This window comes from Rhizobium sp. CC1099 (genome assembly GCF_029714385.1).
GTDB lineage: Bacteria > Pseudomonadota > Alphaproteobacteria > Rhizobiales > Rhizobiaceae > Rhizobium.
Window position 1 is genome coordinate 2,068,877 of sequence record NZ_CP121642.1, and the last position, 15,935, is coordinate 2,084,811.

Genomic DNA, 15,935 nt, shown 5'->3' on the forward strand with positions numbered 1-15,935 from the left:
GCTTTCTGAAAGCCGCTAAGTCTCCTGCGCCCGGCGGACGACGTCTAAAGTCAGCCCGTTTCGACCGGTCACCCTAACGCTATCGCCGGCGACGAGCGGTTCGCTGGAGGTTGCCCTCCAGCGTTCGCCATGCGCGATGACATATCCCGAGGCGCCCTTCCAACTGTCGACTTTGCCCGAAATACCGATCATCTGCTCGGTGCCGGTGCCGACTCTGCGCCCATGCGAAACGATTGCGAGCCGGGCAACGATGAGACTGAAAGCGAAACAGGCAATGGCGATGCCGGCCAGTACGGACGAGGAGACTTCGAGCTCGGGGAGATCCGTGTCGAACAGAAGAGCCGCACCGAGCACCAGCGCAATCCCGCCGCTGATGCCGAGGGCGCCAAAAGAGGGCGCATGCGCCTCGGCCACTGTCAAGCCGGCACCAAGGGCGAGCAATCCAACGCCGGCGTAGCTGACCGGCAGCAATGCCAGGGCATAGAGTCCAAGTAGCAGGCAGATACTGCCGATTGTACCGGGCATCAGTGTTCCCGGGGCAAGAAATTCGAAGATCAGCCCGTATATGCCAACCACCATGAGGATAAGGGCAATGTTCGGATCGGTAATCACGGAAAGCAGACGCGTTCGCCAATCCGGTTCGAGTACGTGAACAGCAAGCCCGGCGGTTTCGAGCAGGATATCCCTTTGGCCGACCCGCACCATGCGCCCTTGAGCCTGCCTCAGGAGATCCTCGATGGTGGCTGCGGTATAGTCGATGACATGCTCTCGTGCGGCGGCGGCTGATGAAAGGCTTGCAGCTTCGCGCACGGCGCGCTCTGCCCAGTCGGCATTGCGATTGCGCAGTTCGGCAAGTCCGCGAATATAGGCGACAGCATCGTTGACGGCTTTCGCTTCACTGGCATTACGTGGTGACTGCGGCTGCCTGCCCGGCTCCTTCGGTTCATCCTTGCCCGGTTCCGTGTCGCCATCGAAAGGGCTTCCACCAAGCGAAATCGGTGTCGCTGCGCCCAGATTGGTGCCCGGGGCCATGGCTGCAATGTGGCTGGCGTAGAGAATATAAGTACCGGCACTGGCAGCACGTGCGCCACTCGGTGCCACAAAACTTGCCACAGGCACTGGCGAGGCGATGACCGCGCGGATGATGTCCCGCATCGAAGTGTCGAGGCCGCCCGGCGTGTCCATCTGCAGGACGACCAGGCTCGCACTGGTTTCATCGGCATGTTGAAGACCGCGTTTCACATAGTCAGCCATCGCTGGTCCGACAGCACCGTTCAACTTCAGCACGATGGCAACGCGCTCTGCTGCAAACGCAGAAGCTGCGGAAGCGAACGGCGAAATCAGGATCAACGACAAGGCGAGTATCGGCGACATTCGCCGCCAAATCCCTGAGCGCCTTGGCCTCTTCCATAGGATATTCATATTCGAGAATATATGGCGCGGCGGCCAAATGGTAAGGCGATCCTCTTTTCCGCCGCGCACGAGGCTAACGACGGGTCCTAGGCTCCCGTTCGTCTCATTTTGCTTAGCTGAACTCGCTTGCGACAGAACAGTATCGACACAAAAGCTCCGCGAAGTCATTTCGGCGCCTCTGTTGTTATTCCAGCTGACACAGCATTGACAGCTATATTGCCCGATCTTAGCCGTCCTGGGTCCTGGGACGTCGGACACCGAACGATGAAAGCCAAGATATCGCTGGAAACTCACGGCGCGCGTAAGGGTGGACGGGCTGGTCCATGTCGGGAGCGTCAGGGGCGGCTTCAAGGAGGGCGTGGCATGGCAAATTGCAGGCTGGGTTCGACCGCTTTACGGTGAGAAAACCACCCATCGAATACACCGATCGGCTCAAGGGCATTGTCTGGGTGAGGCCGACGCCGATTTGCCGAAATCGAATCTCGGGCATGGACGCATGATGGGAAGCTACGGCAACCGCCATCAAGGGACTGCGCGAGATGCAGGAAACGCCGCATCATCCAACGGGCGCGTTGAAGCCATACGCCTCACGCACATTAGGTTCCCATATTTGGACGTTCATGCAACTTTTCTAAAGCATTAAATATGGCGTCAAACAACGCCCAACAGTAGGGAGCGCGAATAATTGAGCGAGTTCGAGTGTACGCGTGGCAACAGTGCGTTGCGAACCTTATCGAGCAAAATTTGTTACCTGATCATTGCTGTCATTTTGCTGGCCTTGTGGGGAGGGACGGCTAAAAGGCACGAGGCGCATCAGTCGGCAGTTGCTGAGATTAACGGTCAACGGAACTAGGGGGCGGATCATTCGGTCCGGTCGAGAACGTTGAAAGGCAGAAGTACCTTCGTCGATCATCTTGCTGATATCGGCGTAGACCGCGTCCTGATTGGCGGAGAGTCATCCGGTGCGCATCTCGGATGTGAAGCGCTCCTTCATCTGCGGTTGGTCGGGAAGATCAGCCGCGTTGCCGGGTTCTACCTAATGTGCGGCGGTTTTGACCTGGATGCTGCGCGGAGTCTGCGCAAGGCGTCTCGCTCTGTTGCGAAAACCACACCGAAACCTAATGCTACCCATGTCAGCGCGGTTAGGATGTCTCCCAGAAATGCTTTGTCGCGCTCCGTCATGGGCGCCTTGCCATGACCAAACCCGCAGCCACCATCGCCGCGCCCCACGCCAAAAAGCCGATATCCCAGTATAGCCATGTTTCCCGGTCGACCGTCTCGTTGACGTGATGAATGCCTAGGACCTGGTGGTTCACAAGCCCCTCGATCACGTTGAACAGTCCGAAGCCGATCAACATTGTTGCGATCAGCACCTTCGTCGACCAGCGGAAGTGCGCGAGCCGGGCCGATCGCCATAGGATGAACAGTGCGCTGAGCACGAAAAGGTAGGTCGCCGAGTGGAAGACGCCGTCCCACAAAGTATTCAGCTCGAGGTTCTCAATCGAAGTGATCGGATACCAGGAGCTGAGCATGTGATGCCATTGCAGGATTTGATGTAGGACGATGCCGTCAAAGAATCCACCAAGGCCGAGGCCGAACATAATGCCTGCCGTCCAGGGGAAGCTTTGGCCGGCTTTTGAACTGACCATCGTCATGCGGCTAGCAGGATAGCAGCCATCGCGACCGCGGAGATGACGCCAACAAGATTGAGGCCCAGCGAGACGAGCTCGCTTATTCGCTGCTTATCGTGCTGGCCAAGTCCATCGCCTGTACCCAAGACGGCCACTGCGCCTGCAACGATCCAACATGTCAACGTCAGCGAGCCGAGAAGGAGCGCCAAATTTGTCGCGTCATTCATTCGAGCTTCCTCATTTGGTGCTTCCCCAACCGCATCAGCATCCAATTGTTCCGGCCCCCTCAAAGAAAGAGTCACCGGCGGCACTGGCCTCGCGAGTTGCCTTGAATGCCGCAATCTCGTGCTGCACGATGCCGACCGCCTTGATGGCCGCTAGCAGCAGCGCATTGGCCTTTCGTCTGGCGTGACTTATCGGGAGTTTCCTTCAAGGCACGCCGATCATCACATACACGGTGCGGTGCTTCGAGGACTGCGGACGCGGCCTTGTGCCGGTCGTTGTCTTCTTTCGCCAAGACTTCCCCCACGTCCGCGGAACGGGCGGACCGGTGCAACTGGGGCCGAGCATCCCTGTGCGGGCTGACCAAGCAGGGCTTGAAGCTCTGGGTCGGGATCGCGGTTGGGCGAAAGGGCCCGGCCGGTCTGACCGATTTGACGACCAGCCCTTCCCTTCCGTTTCCCTGCTTCTATTATCGGATTGAAAGCCACAATTTCTGACGCTATATATTGTCAGTAAGTTTGGCAGTGTGGAACGGAGGTGAGAGAAATGGGTCTTGCCCAATATGCGGATAACGGGCTGTTTGCACCGCGAAAAATCGCGGACGCTTTCCACACGACCAGAGAAGAGATCGCCCGCACGGCCGGACTCGGCAAGGACGCAATCCAGCGCAAGGACCGTATCCGCTCCGGCAAGACGCAGCGGCGTCTGCGCGAGATGATCGAGGTCGTCAACAAGGTCGAGCCGCGTTTCGGCTCGGCTCTGATGGCCTATGCCTGGTACCGCTCCGAGCCCCTGTCCGGCTTCTCGGGCCAGACGGCCATGCAGCTGGTGCGAGACGGCCGTTCGGATGAGGTGCTCGACTATATTGACGCGGTCGACGCTGGCATACATGCATAGTCCCAGCCGATGCAATATGAAGGTAAGCTCTACCGGGCGCTGAACCCGATCTATGCTCGCCAGCCACTCTCGGGTCGGGGAGCTGAACTCTATGGCGGCCGGTTCAATCCAAAGCGGATGCCGGCGCTCTACACGTCGCTATCAGTGATGACCGCGTTGCGCGAGGCCAATCAGGTCGGCAACCTGCAGCCGACGTTGCTCGTCTCCTATGACGCTTCTTTCGAGCGCGTCTTCGATGGTCGCGACGAAGATGCGCTCCAGGCCGAAGGGATGGACGCCGCCGCGATTTCAGACCCGACATGGCGCGACCAGATGAAGGCAAGCGGCGAGGCCAGAACACAGAGCTTCGCCAGGCGGCTCGCCGCCGCCGGCTATCATGGTCTGCTCGTCCGAAGCTTCGCCCCGGGCGCGACCTGGGAGGATCTGAACCTCGTCCTTTGGGAATGGACTGAGAGCGCGCCAGCGCGACTGATCCTGATCGACGATGAGCACCGCCTAGGTCGTCCGGAATAGCTCGCCCAACTCATGGGAAGCGAAGCTCACGGACCGCCACTGAGCCAGCGCCTTCGATGTCTGCTGCGAACGCCTTTCGATATCCGCCAACTGCCTGCGTTGCCTAACATGTGGCCCAACAGCAACGTTGACCGCTGAGATTCGGGAAAACGATCTGGAACGACTGCAGAAACAGAGAAAAACAGCAGGGCGATCGGCGCCGGTCGTTGCCTCTTCTTAGGTGGAACTTCGTTTCGGATTCAGCAGGTTGCGCTTCGGCAGCTCTTTGGGCAATTGCTCGAAGAACGTCGTGGTGAACAGCATGATGAACAACGAAAGGCCGAACGCAGTCTTTAGAAGGATCACCTCCAAAAACTGTCGAGTATTCGCACAGCCTGCACCGACCGCGTGGACGCTGCTATCCACGGCCTTCGGTCAAGGCCGTGGATGGTTGGCATTCTGCCGAGATAAGTGTGGCCAGCTATTTGGCAGCGATTGCCTGGTTGGTCTTGTCGACATCGGCGCTCATCGCCGCATAGGTTTCGTCGAGCGAGAGTTCGCCGACGATCAACTGGCTCATTCTCTGGACGATCAACTGGTAGATCGCTGAGGATCCCTTCATGCGCTCCATGTCGCGCGCTGCCTGCGGCACGTTCTTGCGGCTCGCCAGGAAGACGGCCATCGCATCCTTGGCATTGTTGCTCGCGAGCTTGTACTGCGGGTCCTTGATGTCGGCGCCTGTCAGAATGACGTAATTCTCGGCGACCTCACGCTGGATTTTTTCGGAACCCAGAAACTCGATGAAGGCGGCGACGGCCTCCGGATACTTGGTGCGCTTGAAGCCAACAATCGCGGTGCCGCCCGGCATGGCGTAGCAGCCGGCATCGCCGCACGGCGCGCTGATCGCCGTCCAATCGAAAGCATCGCCAATCTTCTGCTGGAACGGGTTCACCATCCAGTTGCCGGCAAGATAGGTCACGACGTTACCGTTGACGAATTCGTCGCCCATGTTCTTGTACTGAGATCCGCCGGCCGCTCCCCACATTTCCTTCGGGAAGGAACCGTCCTGTGTCCAGCTGTAAAGATCTGCAATGTAACGCTTGGCGGCATCGTCCGGAAACGAGAACTTGCCGTCCTTGACGTAGGTCGCTCCATACGAGAATGCGGCGCCGGAAAAGCGATGCCCCGATCGATCCATCGTGAAGGGAATTTGAGCACCTGTGGCCTTGGCAACACGCGCGGACGCTTCCACAATTTCCTTCAACGTCGCGTCGGACTTCGGGAGCGGTTCGCCTGCCTGTTCGAAAAGCGTTTTGTTTACAAACGGCAGATTGAATGTCTGCGACGCGACATATCCGTTGATCGACTGCGGATCATTGACGCCCTGGAAGCGAAGAATGTTGAGACTGTCGCCATGCAGCTTGGCGAAGCCTTCGGGGTCTTTCATGTAAGGACGCATGTCGAGGTAATATGGCGCAAGCTGCCAGTCGGAAATCTTGGCGACATCCGGCCCCTCGCCGACGGCAAGCTGCACAGGCAGTTGCTTGGAAACGGCGTCATAGCCGGACGACACAAAGTTGACCTTGACGTCGGGATGTGCGGCCTCGAATTCCTTGCTGAGTGCTTCCATTCGCTCGACGTAAGCCTGGTCGTCGTCGGTGAACAGGAAAGTAATCGTCTTGGTTTGCGCCATGGCCATGCTGGACCACGCGAAGGAACCGGCCGTCAGAGCGAGCGCGAATGCTGCCGAAAGAGAGTGCTTCATTTTCATCCTCCCATGAAAACATTTTCATAAATCGCGATTGAGATCGTCGATAAACGAATTTCATATACTTGACATTCCTGCCGTCAAGCTATTTTCTGCGGCAGTTTCGCGGATATTTGAGCAAAACTCGAAATGAATTCGCACAAAACCGGAAATGAAAAATTTTTCATTCGATTGCGGAGGAGGCGATCTGTGAACGAAGGGCCGGGCCTCGAGGCGGCTGCATACTATGTTGGCCAAGGTCAGACCGTGACGGCCTGGGCGGTTTCTGACCTCATCGCCAGCTATTTTCCTGGCATCGCTGCGCCGGCGGAAGATCGCGTCGACTATCGTTTCATCAATGGATTTGTCGACGTTGGGGATCTGCCGTGCCGCAAGGCTTTCTGGTCAACAATGGTTGGGCGGGAACTCGTTGCCGATACGTCGTGGCCGACAAAGAGCCTCTACCTACCTGGCTCAAACCGCCGCGTCGAGTTCACCGGTTTCTGGCACGTGCCGACCCATCTGCGTCGATGGCTGAGGGGCACCTTCAGGACGGCGTCGCCCCGTCTCCTGCATCTCAGGCTCAAGACCTGCGGCGGGGTTCGCATATGGGTCAATGGGCAGGAAGCGGTGCGTTTCGAACCGTTCAGGCGCAATCTGGAAAGTTCAACGGACATCGCGCTGTCGCTGAAAGCCGGCGACAACCAGATTCTCGTTCACTCCGAGGACCTTGCCGAACGCGACACGACCTGGTTCTTCGAACTTGAAGTGCTGGACAAGGAGCCGCTATGCGTGCTGTTGCCTGTGGCGCTGGATCAGGACGAAGTCCGCGAACTGGAAAACCTTGCGCGCGGCGTGCGCCCTGCACGCGACGTCTTCGTCAACCAGCCATTGGAACTGGTATTCGATACGGCGCCCCAGCGCGACGTGCCGGTGGAGCTGAAGGTCATCGGCCACGGCCATGAGCGGCCTGTTCTCGCACACTCTCTCTTGACCCTGCGTGCCCATCAAAGCCGTCTGATAGCCGAAAATGTGTGTCGCATTGCAGACGGCTATCATGGCGTGCATCTGACGATCGGCAGCGGGCCGGGATCGGTCACGCGCGTCATCGATGCCGGCTTTCTTGCAAACATTTCTCCATCGTCACTCAAGGCGACACTGAAGGATCGCAAGCGGCAAGCGCTCGAATACAGCGCCCGCTTCGGTGCTGATCGTGTGGCGCGCATCATTGCAATGATGGAAACCGGCTGCCAAGACCAGGCGAGCTTTGACCGCATCATGGAAGCAACGCTCGCCTCTATCGATGCGCGTGAAGATTGCTCGGATTTCATCATGGTGCCGCTTCTTTGGCTGCTTGGCGCCTATGCCGCTCAAATGCCGGCCGGCACCGTCGATCGCATAAAGCACTCCGTTCTGTCTTACCGCTATTGGGTCGACGAGCCGGGCAATGACGCAATGTGGTTTTGGAGCGAAAACCACGTGCTGTGCTTTCACACAAGCCAACTGTTGGCGGGGCTTTTCTTGCCGGAGAAGATCTTTTCAGCTTCGGGCAGGACAGGAAGACAGCAGGCAGAGCTCGCCGCCGCGCGCCTGGCGCACTGGTTCGACAGTGTGGAAGCACACGGCCTTGCGGAATGGAATTCGGCTGCATACTACCCGGTCGACTTCATCGGGCTGCTGGCGCTGGAGCGCTGGGCTGAGGCGTCCATTGCCGAGCGCGCGCGTGCGCAGCTCGATCTCATTTTCCGGATGATCGCTCTGCACACGCTTTCAGGTGTTCCGGCCGGATCGCAGGGCCGCGCCTATGACAAAGAGCTGCGCGCCGGCCCTCTGACCGAGCTCGCACCCTTCGCACAAGTCGCTTTCGGAACCGGTTGGCTCAACAGTGGGGTGGCGTCGTTACCGCTGTTTTGCGCGGGCAGCTACGAACCGCCTGCTGATCTCGCCGATCTTGCAAACCTGGTTCCGGGCAGAAGCGTGGAGGCTCGCTATAGTCAGGGCCTGGAGAGCGCAAAGCTCGTCCTCTTCAAGAACGAAGCGGCACAGCTTTCGACCGTCATCGATCACAAGACCGGGCAGAAGGGACATCAGCAGCATGTCATCGATGTGCGCCTGGCTGGCCATCCCATGGCAAGGCTCTGGATCAACCATCCTGGCGAGGATGATCCATGGGGCAATCAAAGGCCGTCCTATTGGGCCGGCAACGGCATTCTGCCGCGCGTCGCCCAGCATCGTGACGTCGCCCTTCTGATCGAGGAAACCCGCGACGCACGGCATGCATGGACGCACGCCTATATCGGCCGCGACGGTCTGGACGATCTCGTCATCGACGCCAATTGGCTGATGGCGCGCTCTGGCAACGGTTTTTCTGCCATCTACGCATCAAACGGTCTGGACCTGATCTCGGACGGTCCAACGGCTGGCCGCGAAGTGCGTTCCTATGGGTCGCTTTGTGGCTGGGCAGCAATTGTCGGATGCGGCGATGGCGACGCGTTCACCACCTTCGTCGAGCGCATCCGTCAGACGGCGGTCTCCTTCGACCGCGAGCGTCGACGTCTTGTGCTGACGCCAGGGGGCGGTCCGGCCATCAGTTTGTCTTATGCCGACGGGCTGTCGCTCGGTGGGCAGGCCCGGCCCTTCGCTTACGATCAACCGCACCCAATCCTTACCTACGACAGTGCAGCATCCGACGCTGACACTGAAAGACCGTTCTACTCTTGAATATAGGTGCCAGCATGAACCCAACCTCTGTCGACAATACCGCCCTTCTTTCGACCATCGATCGGGTCGCGATGGCTTTCAGCCGTCTCAAGGGCATCAGGGAAGGCCTGGCGACCGCCGAGTCCACCTCGGGGATCCAGTTCGACGAATGGGATTGGGAAGTTGGCGTTGGTCTTTACGGCTTCCTAAGACGCGCGATTTCCACCAATGATCAAAAAGCGCTTCAGGACCTTGTGGCCTGGTACAGCAGCCAGATCGAGCGGGGCCCACCGCCACGCCAGATCAACAGCACGGCTCCGATGCTGCCGCTTGCCATCCTCGTTCAGCATGTCGATCGTCCCGATTTTCTCGCCCTTGTCGAAGACTGGGCCGAATGGTTGGTAAAGGAACTGCCCAAAACCGAGGACGGTGGCTTTCAACACGTTGTCAAAGAACGCCTCAACGAGGGCGAGCTTTGGGACGACACGCTGTTCATGGCCTGCCTCTTTCTCGCGCGCGCTGGCGTGCTTTGCAAACGCGACGAATGGATCGACGAAGCTGTCTATCAGTTCGTGATCCACACGCGCTACCTGTCGGATCCGGTGAGTGGGCTATGGTATCATGGTTGGACTTTCAATGGACGGCACAATTTTGCCAATGCCTTTTGGGCTCGCGGCAATGCCTGGATCACGGTGGCCATCCCGGAGCTGTTCGAGCTTGTGCCGATGCTGGGGGAGAAGGACCGGCGTTACCTTTCCAATGTTCTTGCGAGCCAGGTACGCTCGCTCAAGGCGTGCCAGAGGCCGGACGGAATGTTCACAACCTTGTTGGACGACCCCTCGTCGCCACTGGAGACGTCAGCCACCGCCGGAATTGCCTACGGCATCCTGCGTGGCGTAGATGCCGGCATTCTGGATAGCAGCGACCGGATCTACGCCGAGCGGGCGCTTTCGGCCGTGCTGGCACGCATCGACGAGGAAGGCGTGGTCCATGGTGTTTCGGACGGCACACCGATGGGCCACGACCTCGATTTCTATAGGCGCATACCGAATGTGCCGACGCCTTACGGCCAGGCGCTCACCATGCTGCTCCTGACGGAAGTCCTTCTGGAGCGCGGTCACCTGCAATGAGCGCGGCGTCTCCAATCTCGATCGATGCGGCCGGCAGCGACGATACCGCTCGATTGCAAGCAGCGATCGACCAAGCGTCGGCTTCAGGCGGCGGGCGCGTGGTACTTGAGGCGGGTATCCACATTTGCCGGGGGCTCCAGCTCAAATCCGACGTCGATCTTCATCTGGCCGCCGGCGCGATCCTGCGTCCGGTCCCGGACTATGACGCGTATGCACATACGACCGTTTCGGTCATTGCCGAAAAATCAAACCGCGGCATGATCGTCGCCAAAAATGCGCGGCGGATAAGCCTGACGGGCTTCGGCCGCCTCGAAGCCGGTTGCGACGACTTCATCGTCGGTGACGACAAGACGGTAGGGACATTCATCCCGGCCGATTTTCGACCGCGCGTTGTCGTTTTCGAGGCGTGTGACGGGGTTGAGATCAGTTCCATCCATATATCCCGCTCGCCGATGTGGACGCTGCATTTTGTCGACTGCACGGATGTTGCGGTCAGGGGAGTGAGGATCGAGAACGACCATCGTCTTCCCAATACGGACGGTATCGTTCTCGATGCATGCCGCGGCGCCATCATCGAAGATTGCCTGATATCGACCGCTGACGACGGCGTTTGCCTGAAGACGAGTATGGGTCCGGCGGGTGGCGCCATAGGGCAATGCGAAAATATTCTCGTCCGCCGATGCTCGATCCAAAGCTTGAGTTGCGCCCTTAAGATCGGAACGGAAACGCATGGCGATATCACAAATGCCGTATTCGAGGATTGCAATGTCTCGGCCTCCAACCGTGCGCTCGGAGTTTTCTCGCGCGACGGCGGTCGGATATCGAACGTCAGATTTTCGAGAATTGGAGTAGAGTGCCACGAAACGCTCGACGGCTTCTGGGGTTCGGGAGAAGCGTTGACGATCAATGTCGTCGACCGCGTCGCGGCGCGGACTGCCGGGGCGATCGAGAACCTGATCGTCGAAGACATAACCGGCCGAATGGAGGGGGCGATCAGTTTGATTTCGACGTCTTCCGCCGGCATTCGAAACATCCGGATGGCGCGCATAAACCTGGTCCAGCAGCCCGGGCAACTGGGCACAGGACAATTCTATGACCTGCGCCCGACGAATGCGGATTTGGCGCCGCGTGCCGATGGAGGCGGCCGCGCCAATGCCTGGACGCGCGGTTCAGACGGACGGGTGATCGGTCTTGAGCGCTATCCGGGAGGAATGCCAGCCGCCTACGTGGCCGGGGTCACGGGTATCTTTCTGGAAGAGGTGCTGATCAAAAGGCCAGCACCCCTGCCGCAGGGATGGAACAAGATAGACGTCGCCTTCGAAACGGCGACACCTGATGGGAGCAGGGCATGGCAGAACTGAAGCTTTCCACCGTCAACAAGTCATATGGCGCCATCAAGGTCCTGCATGATGTCGAACTTGATATCAAGGATGGCGAGTTCGTCGTTTTTGTTGGTCCCTCCGGATGCGGCAAGTCGACCTTGCTGCGCATCATCGCGGGTCTCGAAGACATAACATCCGGCGCAATCTCTATCGGAGGGCGGGATGTAGGCCAGCTTTCGCCCGCCGAACGCAAGATCGCCATGGTCTTCCAGTCCTACGCGCTTTATCCGCATATGAGCGTTCGCAAGAACCTCGCTTTCGGCTTGGAGAACCTCAAGTTCAAGCGCGCCGAGATCGAGGCGCGGATTGCCGAAGCGGCCAGGATGCTGGCAATCGAGCCCTATCTCGACCGGCGTCCGAAGCAACTTTCAGGCGGGCAGCGCCAGCGCGTGGCGATCGGCCGGGCAATCGTGCGCGAACCGGATATCTTTCTCTTCGACGAGCCGCTTTCGAACCTCGACGCCGCACTGCGCGTCCAGACGCGAGCCGAAATCACAAAACTCCATCGTGAGATCAAAACCACGATGATCTACGTCACCCATGACCAGGTCGAGGCGATGACAATGGCCGACAAGATCGTCGTGCTGCGCAGCGGACAGGTAGAGCAGGTGGGCGCTCCGCTGGAATTGTTTGATTACCCGCGAAATCTTTTTGTGGCAGGCTTTCTCGGTTCTCCACGCATGAACATCATAAAGGGTAAAGTCGCCGGTATCGGTGAAAGCGGCGTTATCGTCGATGTCGGCAACGGCGGCAAGCTGATCAGTGACGTGGATCTTTCCGGGATTCAGGTTGGCCAGGCAGTGCTTGCCGGCGTCAGGCCTGCGCACTTTTCACGCTCCGGTCAAGATGGGTTGCCGTTCGTCGTCCAGTATCATGAGGGGCTTGGAACCGAAACCTATGTCTACGGCAACCTGGAGGGACAGGACGAGCAGATGATCATTCACGAGCCAGGTCATTTCGCGCCGTCACCAGGTGACCGCGTCCTGATCAACTCTATGCCTGTGCGCGTTCATCTCTTCGATCCCGAAAGCGGCCTGGCGTTTGGCCGGCGGCAAGGCCAAGGGAGGCTCTGATATGACGACGCTCAGGAAAGGTGCGGTCCTTTATCAGGCAGGCGAAACGATCATGCGAGTGGTCGAGGCCCCCGTGAACGGGATGGAGCGCGTCCTCGGCCGGAAACGCATGCCATGGCTGTTTCTGGCACCGAATTTGGTTCTGTTCGGCATATTCACGTTCCTCCCCATCGCAATCGCCGTGGGTTACGCCTTTACGGGCGGGACGAACCTTTTCGTGTCGGACCGGCCGTTTGTCGGCTTGGACAATTTTCGCACCCTGCTTGCCTGCGATGACTATCTGAGGCCCGGAACTTGTCAGGAATCGCTTTTCTGGACGGCTGTGTGGAATACGCTTTGGTTCGTGGCATTCAACGTCGTCGTCACATTGCTCGTCGCCCTGATCACCGCACTGATACTTAATCGAGCAATTGCCGCACGAGGCTTCTTCAGAGCAATCTTCTTCTATCCGGTATTGCTGTCTCCCGTCGTCATCGGCCTGATCTGGAAATGGTTCCTTGATCGAAATGGTCTGCTTAACGCCTTCCTGCAGATGCTCGGCGTACCCCCGGAAATCTTCCTTCTGGATGTCGGTTGGTCGCGCTTCTTCGTCGTGGTCGTCTCCGTCTGGTTTCACATGGGTTTTTACACGCTCATCCTCCTGGCCGGTCTCCAGGCCATCCCGAAGGAGCTTTATGAAGCCGCGTCAATCGATGCAGCCTCACCTCGCCGCACGCTTTTCAGGATCACGCTGCCCCTGTTGGGGCCGAACCTTCTGGTCGTTCTGATTCTTCTGATGATCCGGTCCGTCCAGATCTTCGACGAAGCCTGGGTTCTTACGAACGGCGGTGGCCCGGGCACAGCCAACAGCTTTATCGTGCAATACATCTACCAGATGGCTTTCAGCAGCGATCTGCGTCTCTTCGGCCTTGCATCCGCGGCATCGGTTCTCATGGGATTGGTGCTCTTGGTACTGACGCTGATACAGCTGCGCCTTGGCAGGCGAATGGAGTCATAAAATGAATAACCTTATGAACCCCATCAGGTTTCTCACGCGCACGCGCCGGGCCGGACGCATCGATATGACCGACATATTGTCATGGATCTGGCTATTTGCCGGAACCCTTGCGGTGCTTGTTCCCGTTGTCTGGGCGGGCCTTTCCTCGCTGAAGCCGGCGGCTGAAATCACCCGGTTTCCGCCGACGCTGCTTCCCCGCGCTGCCGTCGAGCAGACTGTACCCGGATTCGACAAGCCGCTTAGCCTTTGGCAGGTCACCATTGATGGTGAGAAGCGCGAAATGGCGATGGTCCGCCGTATCGGCCTCAAAGCCCAAATGGTTGACCCTGTCAGTCCGGAAAAGCCCGTCAGCGTCGATGTAAAGAGTATCACACCCGTGCAGCGGTTGACCGTGGCCACACAAAACTACGCCGATCCATTGACGCGTTTCAACTTCCTGACCTTCCTCAAGAACTCGGTGTTTGTCACGTTCGTCGCAACGGTTTTGACACTCCTGGTCAATGCCATGGCAGCTTTCGCATTGTCGAAATACCGGTTTCGCGGCGACAAGACGGTTTTCGTGATCATCATTTCAACCTTGATGATCCCGCTCGCCGTCGTCATGGTCCCGGCATATCTGGTGGTCGTTGGCGTTGGTCTTGCCGACAACCTCTGGGGCGTCATCCTTCCGACGATCGCCTCTCCGACAGCCGTGTTTTTGCTGCGACAATATATGCTGACGATTCCCGACGAACTCATTGAGGCTGCACGCGTTGATGCGGCCAGCGAATTTTGCATCTTCTGGCGTATCATTCTGCCGCTGACGGCGCCTGCCTTGGCGGTGCTGGCGATCTTCTCCGTCCTTTGGCGTTGGAATGATTTCCTCTGGCCGCTTATCGTCCTCAACAGCCGCGAGAATTTTACGCTGCAGGTCGGCCTGAATGCATTTCAGGGAGAATTCTCGGTGCAGTGGCATTACATCCTTGCGATGACTTTTCTCAGCCTGCTCCCTGTGACGATCGTGTTCGTGTTTCTGCAGAAATACATCACCACAGGTATTGCCGGAACCGGGATGAAGTGATCCCGGTCAGCGTGGCGGCGCAATGCTGCCACGCAAAACGAGATGGCATCCCAGTTCCAGGCGGTGGGCCGGCCGGTGCGGATCATTGGCGATCAGCCGCTGTTCGATCAGGGACAAGGCAGCAGCGCCGAGCCTGTCGGCCGGAACACTGATTGTCGACAATGGTGGACGGCTGAACTCGCCTCGGACGATATCATCGAATCCCAGCACGGAAATCGCCTCCGGCACGCGAATGTCGCGATCAGCCAATGCCTTCAGGCATCCAAGCGCCAGGTTGTCGGCGGCGCAAAAGATGGCGGTCGCCCCTCGCATTTCAGGATCCTGATCAAGCAGCGCATTGATGGCAGCCTCGCCATGTCTGGGTTCATATCCTTCAGCCTCGAGGATCATGCCGTCCAGAACAGGAAGCTGCGCGGCAAGAAACGCGTCGGAAAAGCCGTCATATCGGCGCTGGATCGTCGTTCGGCCCTTCCAGGTCAGGTGCAGAATTTGACGATGTCCGAGCGCCAGCAGATGTTCGATACCCAACCGCGCTCCGAAGCGGTTTTCCGGCGTCACCGTATCGACCAGCATGGCCGGATCTTCGCCGTTTATGATGACGACGGGCATGCCGGCAGAAGCAAGACTTCGGATGAGTTCCGGCTGATCGTCATTCAAGATCACGATACCATCAGCGCGCTCCGAAAGCGCAATCTGCCTTACCTGATTACCATCGATTCTCCGGCCGGTGCTGACGAAGGGTACGGTTCTTATCCCGCGTCGCTCACATTCCTTCCGAAGGCCGTTGAGGATCGTCCAGCTCACCAAGTTGAGGTCACTTTGCGGAGCGGCATCGTCGGGAATTGCAAGCAGCAAGACACGCAACGCCGCAATTGTCGCCCTCTTCCTTCGGCGCTCGAGATAACCCAGACGTTTTGCTGAATTCAAAACCCTCTCACGCACTTCGATCGTAAGTGGGGCGGTTCCGTTCAGGGCGTGCGAGGCCGTGCTGAGGGACACATCCGCATCGCGCGCGACATCTTTGAGATTGACTTTGCGTTCCACTTTTCCGTCACGAGTTCTAATCGCGCCTTCGAAGGCATGTGAGCTAACTCAATGTTTTTACATAAAAACTTTCAAAACGCCATGTGTATTATGCCTAATTTGCGAGATCTTCGCCGAAGATCGACCGCAAAGCTGCTGCAACGGATC

Annotated in this window: 13 protein-coding genes; 8 read left to right on the plus strand and 5 right to left on the minus strand. The window is 58.4% G+C overall.

Features of this window, described 5'->3' with window-relative positions:
• Window positions 1-15 precede the first annotated feature (15 nt).
• From QA644_RS31210 to QA644_RS31220, 3 genes are all read right to left on the minus strand, one after another.
• Entirely contained in the window at window positions 16-1,374 is a 1,359-nt protein-coding gene (locus tag QA644_RS31210; RefSeq protein ID WP_283072957.1) for a nodulation protein NfeD, read from the minus strand.
• Between the two features lie 1,217 nt (window positions 1,375-2,591).
• Window positions 2,592-3,014 carry a DUF2243 domain-containing protein gene (locus tag QA644_RS31215; protein WP_335727779.1) on the minus strand — a complete coding sequence of 141 codons (423 nt, stop codon included), beginning with the start codon at window positions 3,012-3,014 and terminating at the stop codon, window positions 2,592-2,594.
• Window positions 3,015-3,064: 50 nt separating this feature from the next.
• Window positions 3,065-3,271 carry a hypothetical protein gene (locus QA644_RS31220; protein WP_074072635.1) on the minus strand — a complete coding sequence of 69 codons (207 nt, stop codon included), beginning with the start codon at window positions 3,269-3,271 and terminating at the stop codon, window positions 3,065-3,067.
• A 541-nt stretch (window positions 3,272-3,812) separates the two neighbouring features.
• Here QA644_RS31220 and QA644_RS31225 point away from each other — a divergent pair.
• A complete protein-coding gene (locus tag QA644_RS31225; protein ID WP_074072636.1) occupies window positions 3,813-4,163 on the plus strand; it encodes an antitoxin Xre/MbcA/ParS toxin-binding domain-containing protein in 351 nt (116 codons plus the stop codon).
• A gap of 9 nt (window positions 4,164-4,172) precedes the next feature.
• Window positions 4,173-4,676: an RES domain-containing protein gene (locus tag QA644_RS31230; RefSeq protein WP_194730576.1), complete on the plus strand. Its 504-nt coding sequence runs from the start codon at window positions 4,173-4,175 to the stop codon at window positions 4,674-4,676.
• Between the two features lie 460 nt (window positions 4,677-5,136).
• Here the strand turns inward: QA644_RS31230 and QA644_RS31235 are convergent, their stop codons facing one another.
• Complete coding sequence (locus QA644_RS31235; protein ID WP_194730574.1) at window positions 5,137-6,426, minus strand: ABC transporter substrate-binding protein; 1,290 nt, start codon at window positions 6,424-6,426, stop codon at window positions 5,137-5,139.
• A 126-nt stretch (window positions 6,427-6,552) separates the two neighbouring features.
• Between QA644_RS31235 and QA644_RS31240 the strand changes: the two genes are divergently transcribed.
• The 6 genes from QA644_RS31240 to QA644_RS31265 are packed head-to-tail and all read left to right on the plus strand — an operon-like array spanning window position 6,553 to window position 14,744.
• Entirely contained in the window at window positions 6,553-9,123 is a 2,571-nt protein-coding gene (locus QA644_RS31240; protein ID WP_283072958.1) for a hypothetical protein, read from the plus strand.
• Between the two features lie 14 nt (window positions 9,124-9,137).
• Complete coding sequence (locus QA644_RS31245) at window positions 9,138-10,232, plus strand: glycoside hydrolase family 88 protein (RefSeq protein WP_283072959.1); 1,095 nt, start codon at window positions 9,138-9,140, stop codon at window positions 10,230-10,232.
• On the plus strand, window positions 10,229-11,593 hold the full coding sequence (locus QA644_RS31250) for a glycoside hydrolase family 28 protein (protein WP_283072960.1): 1,365 nt from the start codon (window positions 10,229-10,231) through the stop codon (window positions 11,591-11,593). Before QA644_RS31245 ends, QA644_RS31250 begins: the two co-directional genes overlap by 4 nt.
• Window positions 11,581-12,687 carry a sn-glycerol-3-phosphate ABC transporter ATP-binding protein UgpC gene (ugpC, locus tag QA644_RS31255; protein ID WP_283072961.1) on the plus strand — a complete coding sequence of 369 codons (1,107 nt, stop codon included), beginning with the start codon at window positions 11,581-11,583 and terminating at the stop codon, window positions 12,685-12,687. Before QA644_RS31250 ends, ugpC begins: the two co-directional genes overlap by 13 nt.
• Before the next feature lies 1 nt (window position 12,688).
• Window positions 12,689-13,684, plus strand: a complete 996-nt coding sequence (locus tag QA644_RS31260) for a sugar ABC transporter permease (RefSeq protein WP_283072962.1) — start codon at window positions 12,689-12,691, stop codon at window positions 13,682-13,684.
• Window positions 13,685-13,697: 13 nt separating this feature from the next.
• Entirely contained in the window at window positions 13,698-14,744 is a 1,047-nt protein-coding gene (locus tag QA644_RS31265; RefSeq protein WP_194731884.1) for a carbohydrate ABC transporter permease, read from the plus strand.
• 6 nt (window positions 14,745-14,750) lie between these two features.
• On the opposite strand, the gene QA644_RS31270 is transcribed toward QA644_RS31265, so the two are convergent.
• Complete coding sequence (locus QA644_RS31270; RefSeq protein WP_074072645.1) at window positions 14,751-15,788, minus strand: LacI family DNA-binding transcriptional regulator; 1,038 nt, start codon at window positions 15,786-15,788, stop codon at window positions 14,751-14,753.
• Between the last annotated feature and the right edge of the window lie 147 nt (window positions 15,789-15,935).

What these genes read in the sequence shown, in the direction of transcription:
- QA644_RS31210 (WP_283072957.1), bottom strand. Translation starts at nt 1,374, where the DNA reads ATGTCGCCGATACTCGCCTTGTCGTTGATCCTGATTTCGCCGTTCGCT.
- QA644_RS31215 (WP_335727779.1), bottom strand. Translation starts at nt 3,014, where the DNA reads ATGTTCGGCCTCGGCCTTGGTGGATTCTTTGACGGCATCGTCCTACAT.
- QA644_RS31220 (WP_074072635.1), bottom strand. Translation starts at nt 3,271, where the DNA reads ATGAATGACGCGACAAATTTGGCGCTCCTTCTCGGCTCGCTGACGTTG.
- QA644_RS31225 (WP_074072636.1), top strand. Translation starts at nt 3,813, where the DNA reads ATGGGTCTTGCCCAATATGCGGATAACGGGCTGTTTGCACCGCGAAAA.
- QA644_RS31230 (WP_194730576.1), top strand. Translation starts at nt 4,173, where the DNA reads ATGCAATATGAAGGTAAGCTCTACCGGGCGCTGAACCCGATCTATGCT.
- QA644_RS31235 (WP_194730574.1), bottom strand. Translation starts at nt 6,426, where the DNA reads ATGAAAATGAAGCACTCTCTTTCGGCAGCATTCGCGCTCGCTCTGACG.
- QA644_RS31240 (WP_283072958.1), top strand. Translation starts at nt 6,553, where the DNA reads ATGAATTCGCACAAAACCGGAAATGAAAAATTTTTCATTCGATTGCGG.
- QA644_RS31245 (WP_283072959.1), top strand. Translation starts at nt 9,138, where the DNA reads ATGAACCCAACCTCTGTCGACAATACCGCCCTTCTTTCGACCATCGAT.
- QA644_RS31250 (WP_283072960.1), top strand. Translation starts at nt 10,229, where the DNA reads ATGAGCGCGGCGTCTCCAATCTCGATCGATGCGGCCGGCAGCGACGAT.
- ugpC (WP_283072961.1), top strand. Translation starts at nt 11,581, where the DNA reads ATGGCAGAACTGAAGCTTTCCACCGTCAACAAGTCATATGGCGCCATC.
- QA644_RS31260 (WP_283072962.1), top strand. Translation starts at nt 12,689, where the DNA reads ATGACGACGCTCAGGAAAGGTGCGGTCCTTTATCAGGCAGGCGAAACG.
- QA644_RS31265 (WP_194731884.1), top strand. Translation starts at nt 13,698, where the DNA reads ATGAACCCCATCAGGTTTCTCACGCGCACGCGCCGGGCCGGACGCATC.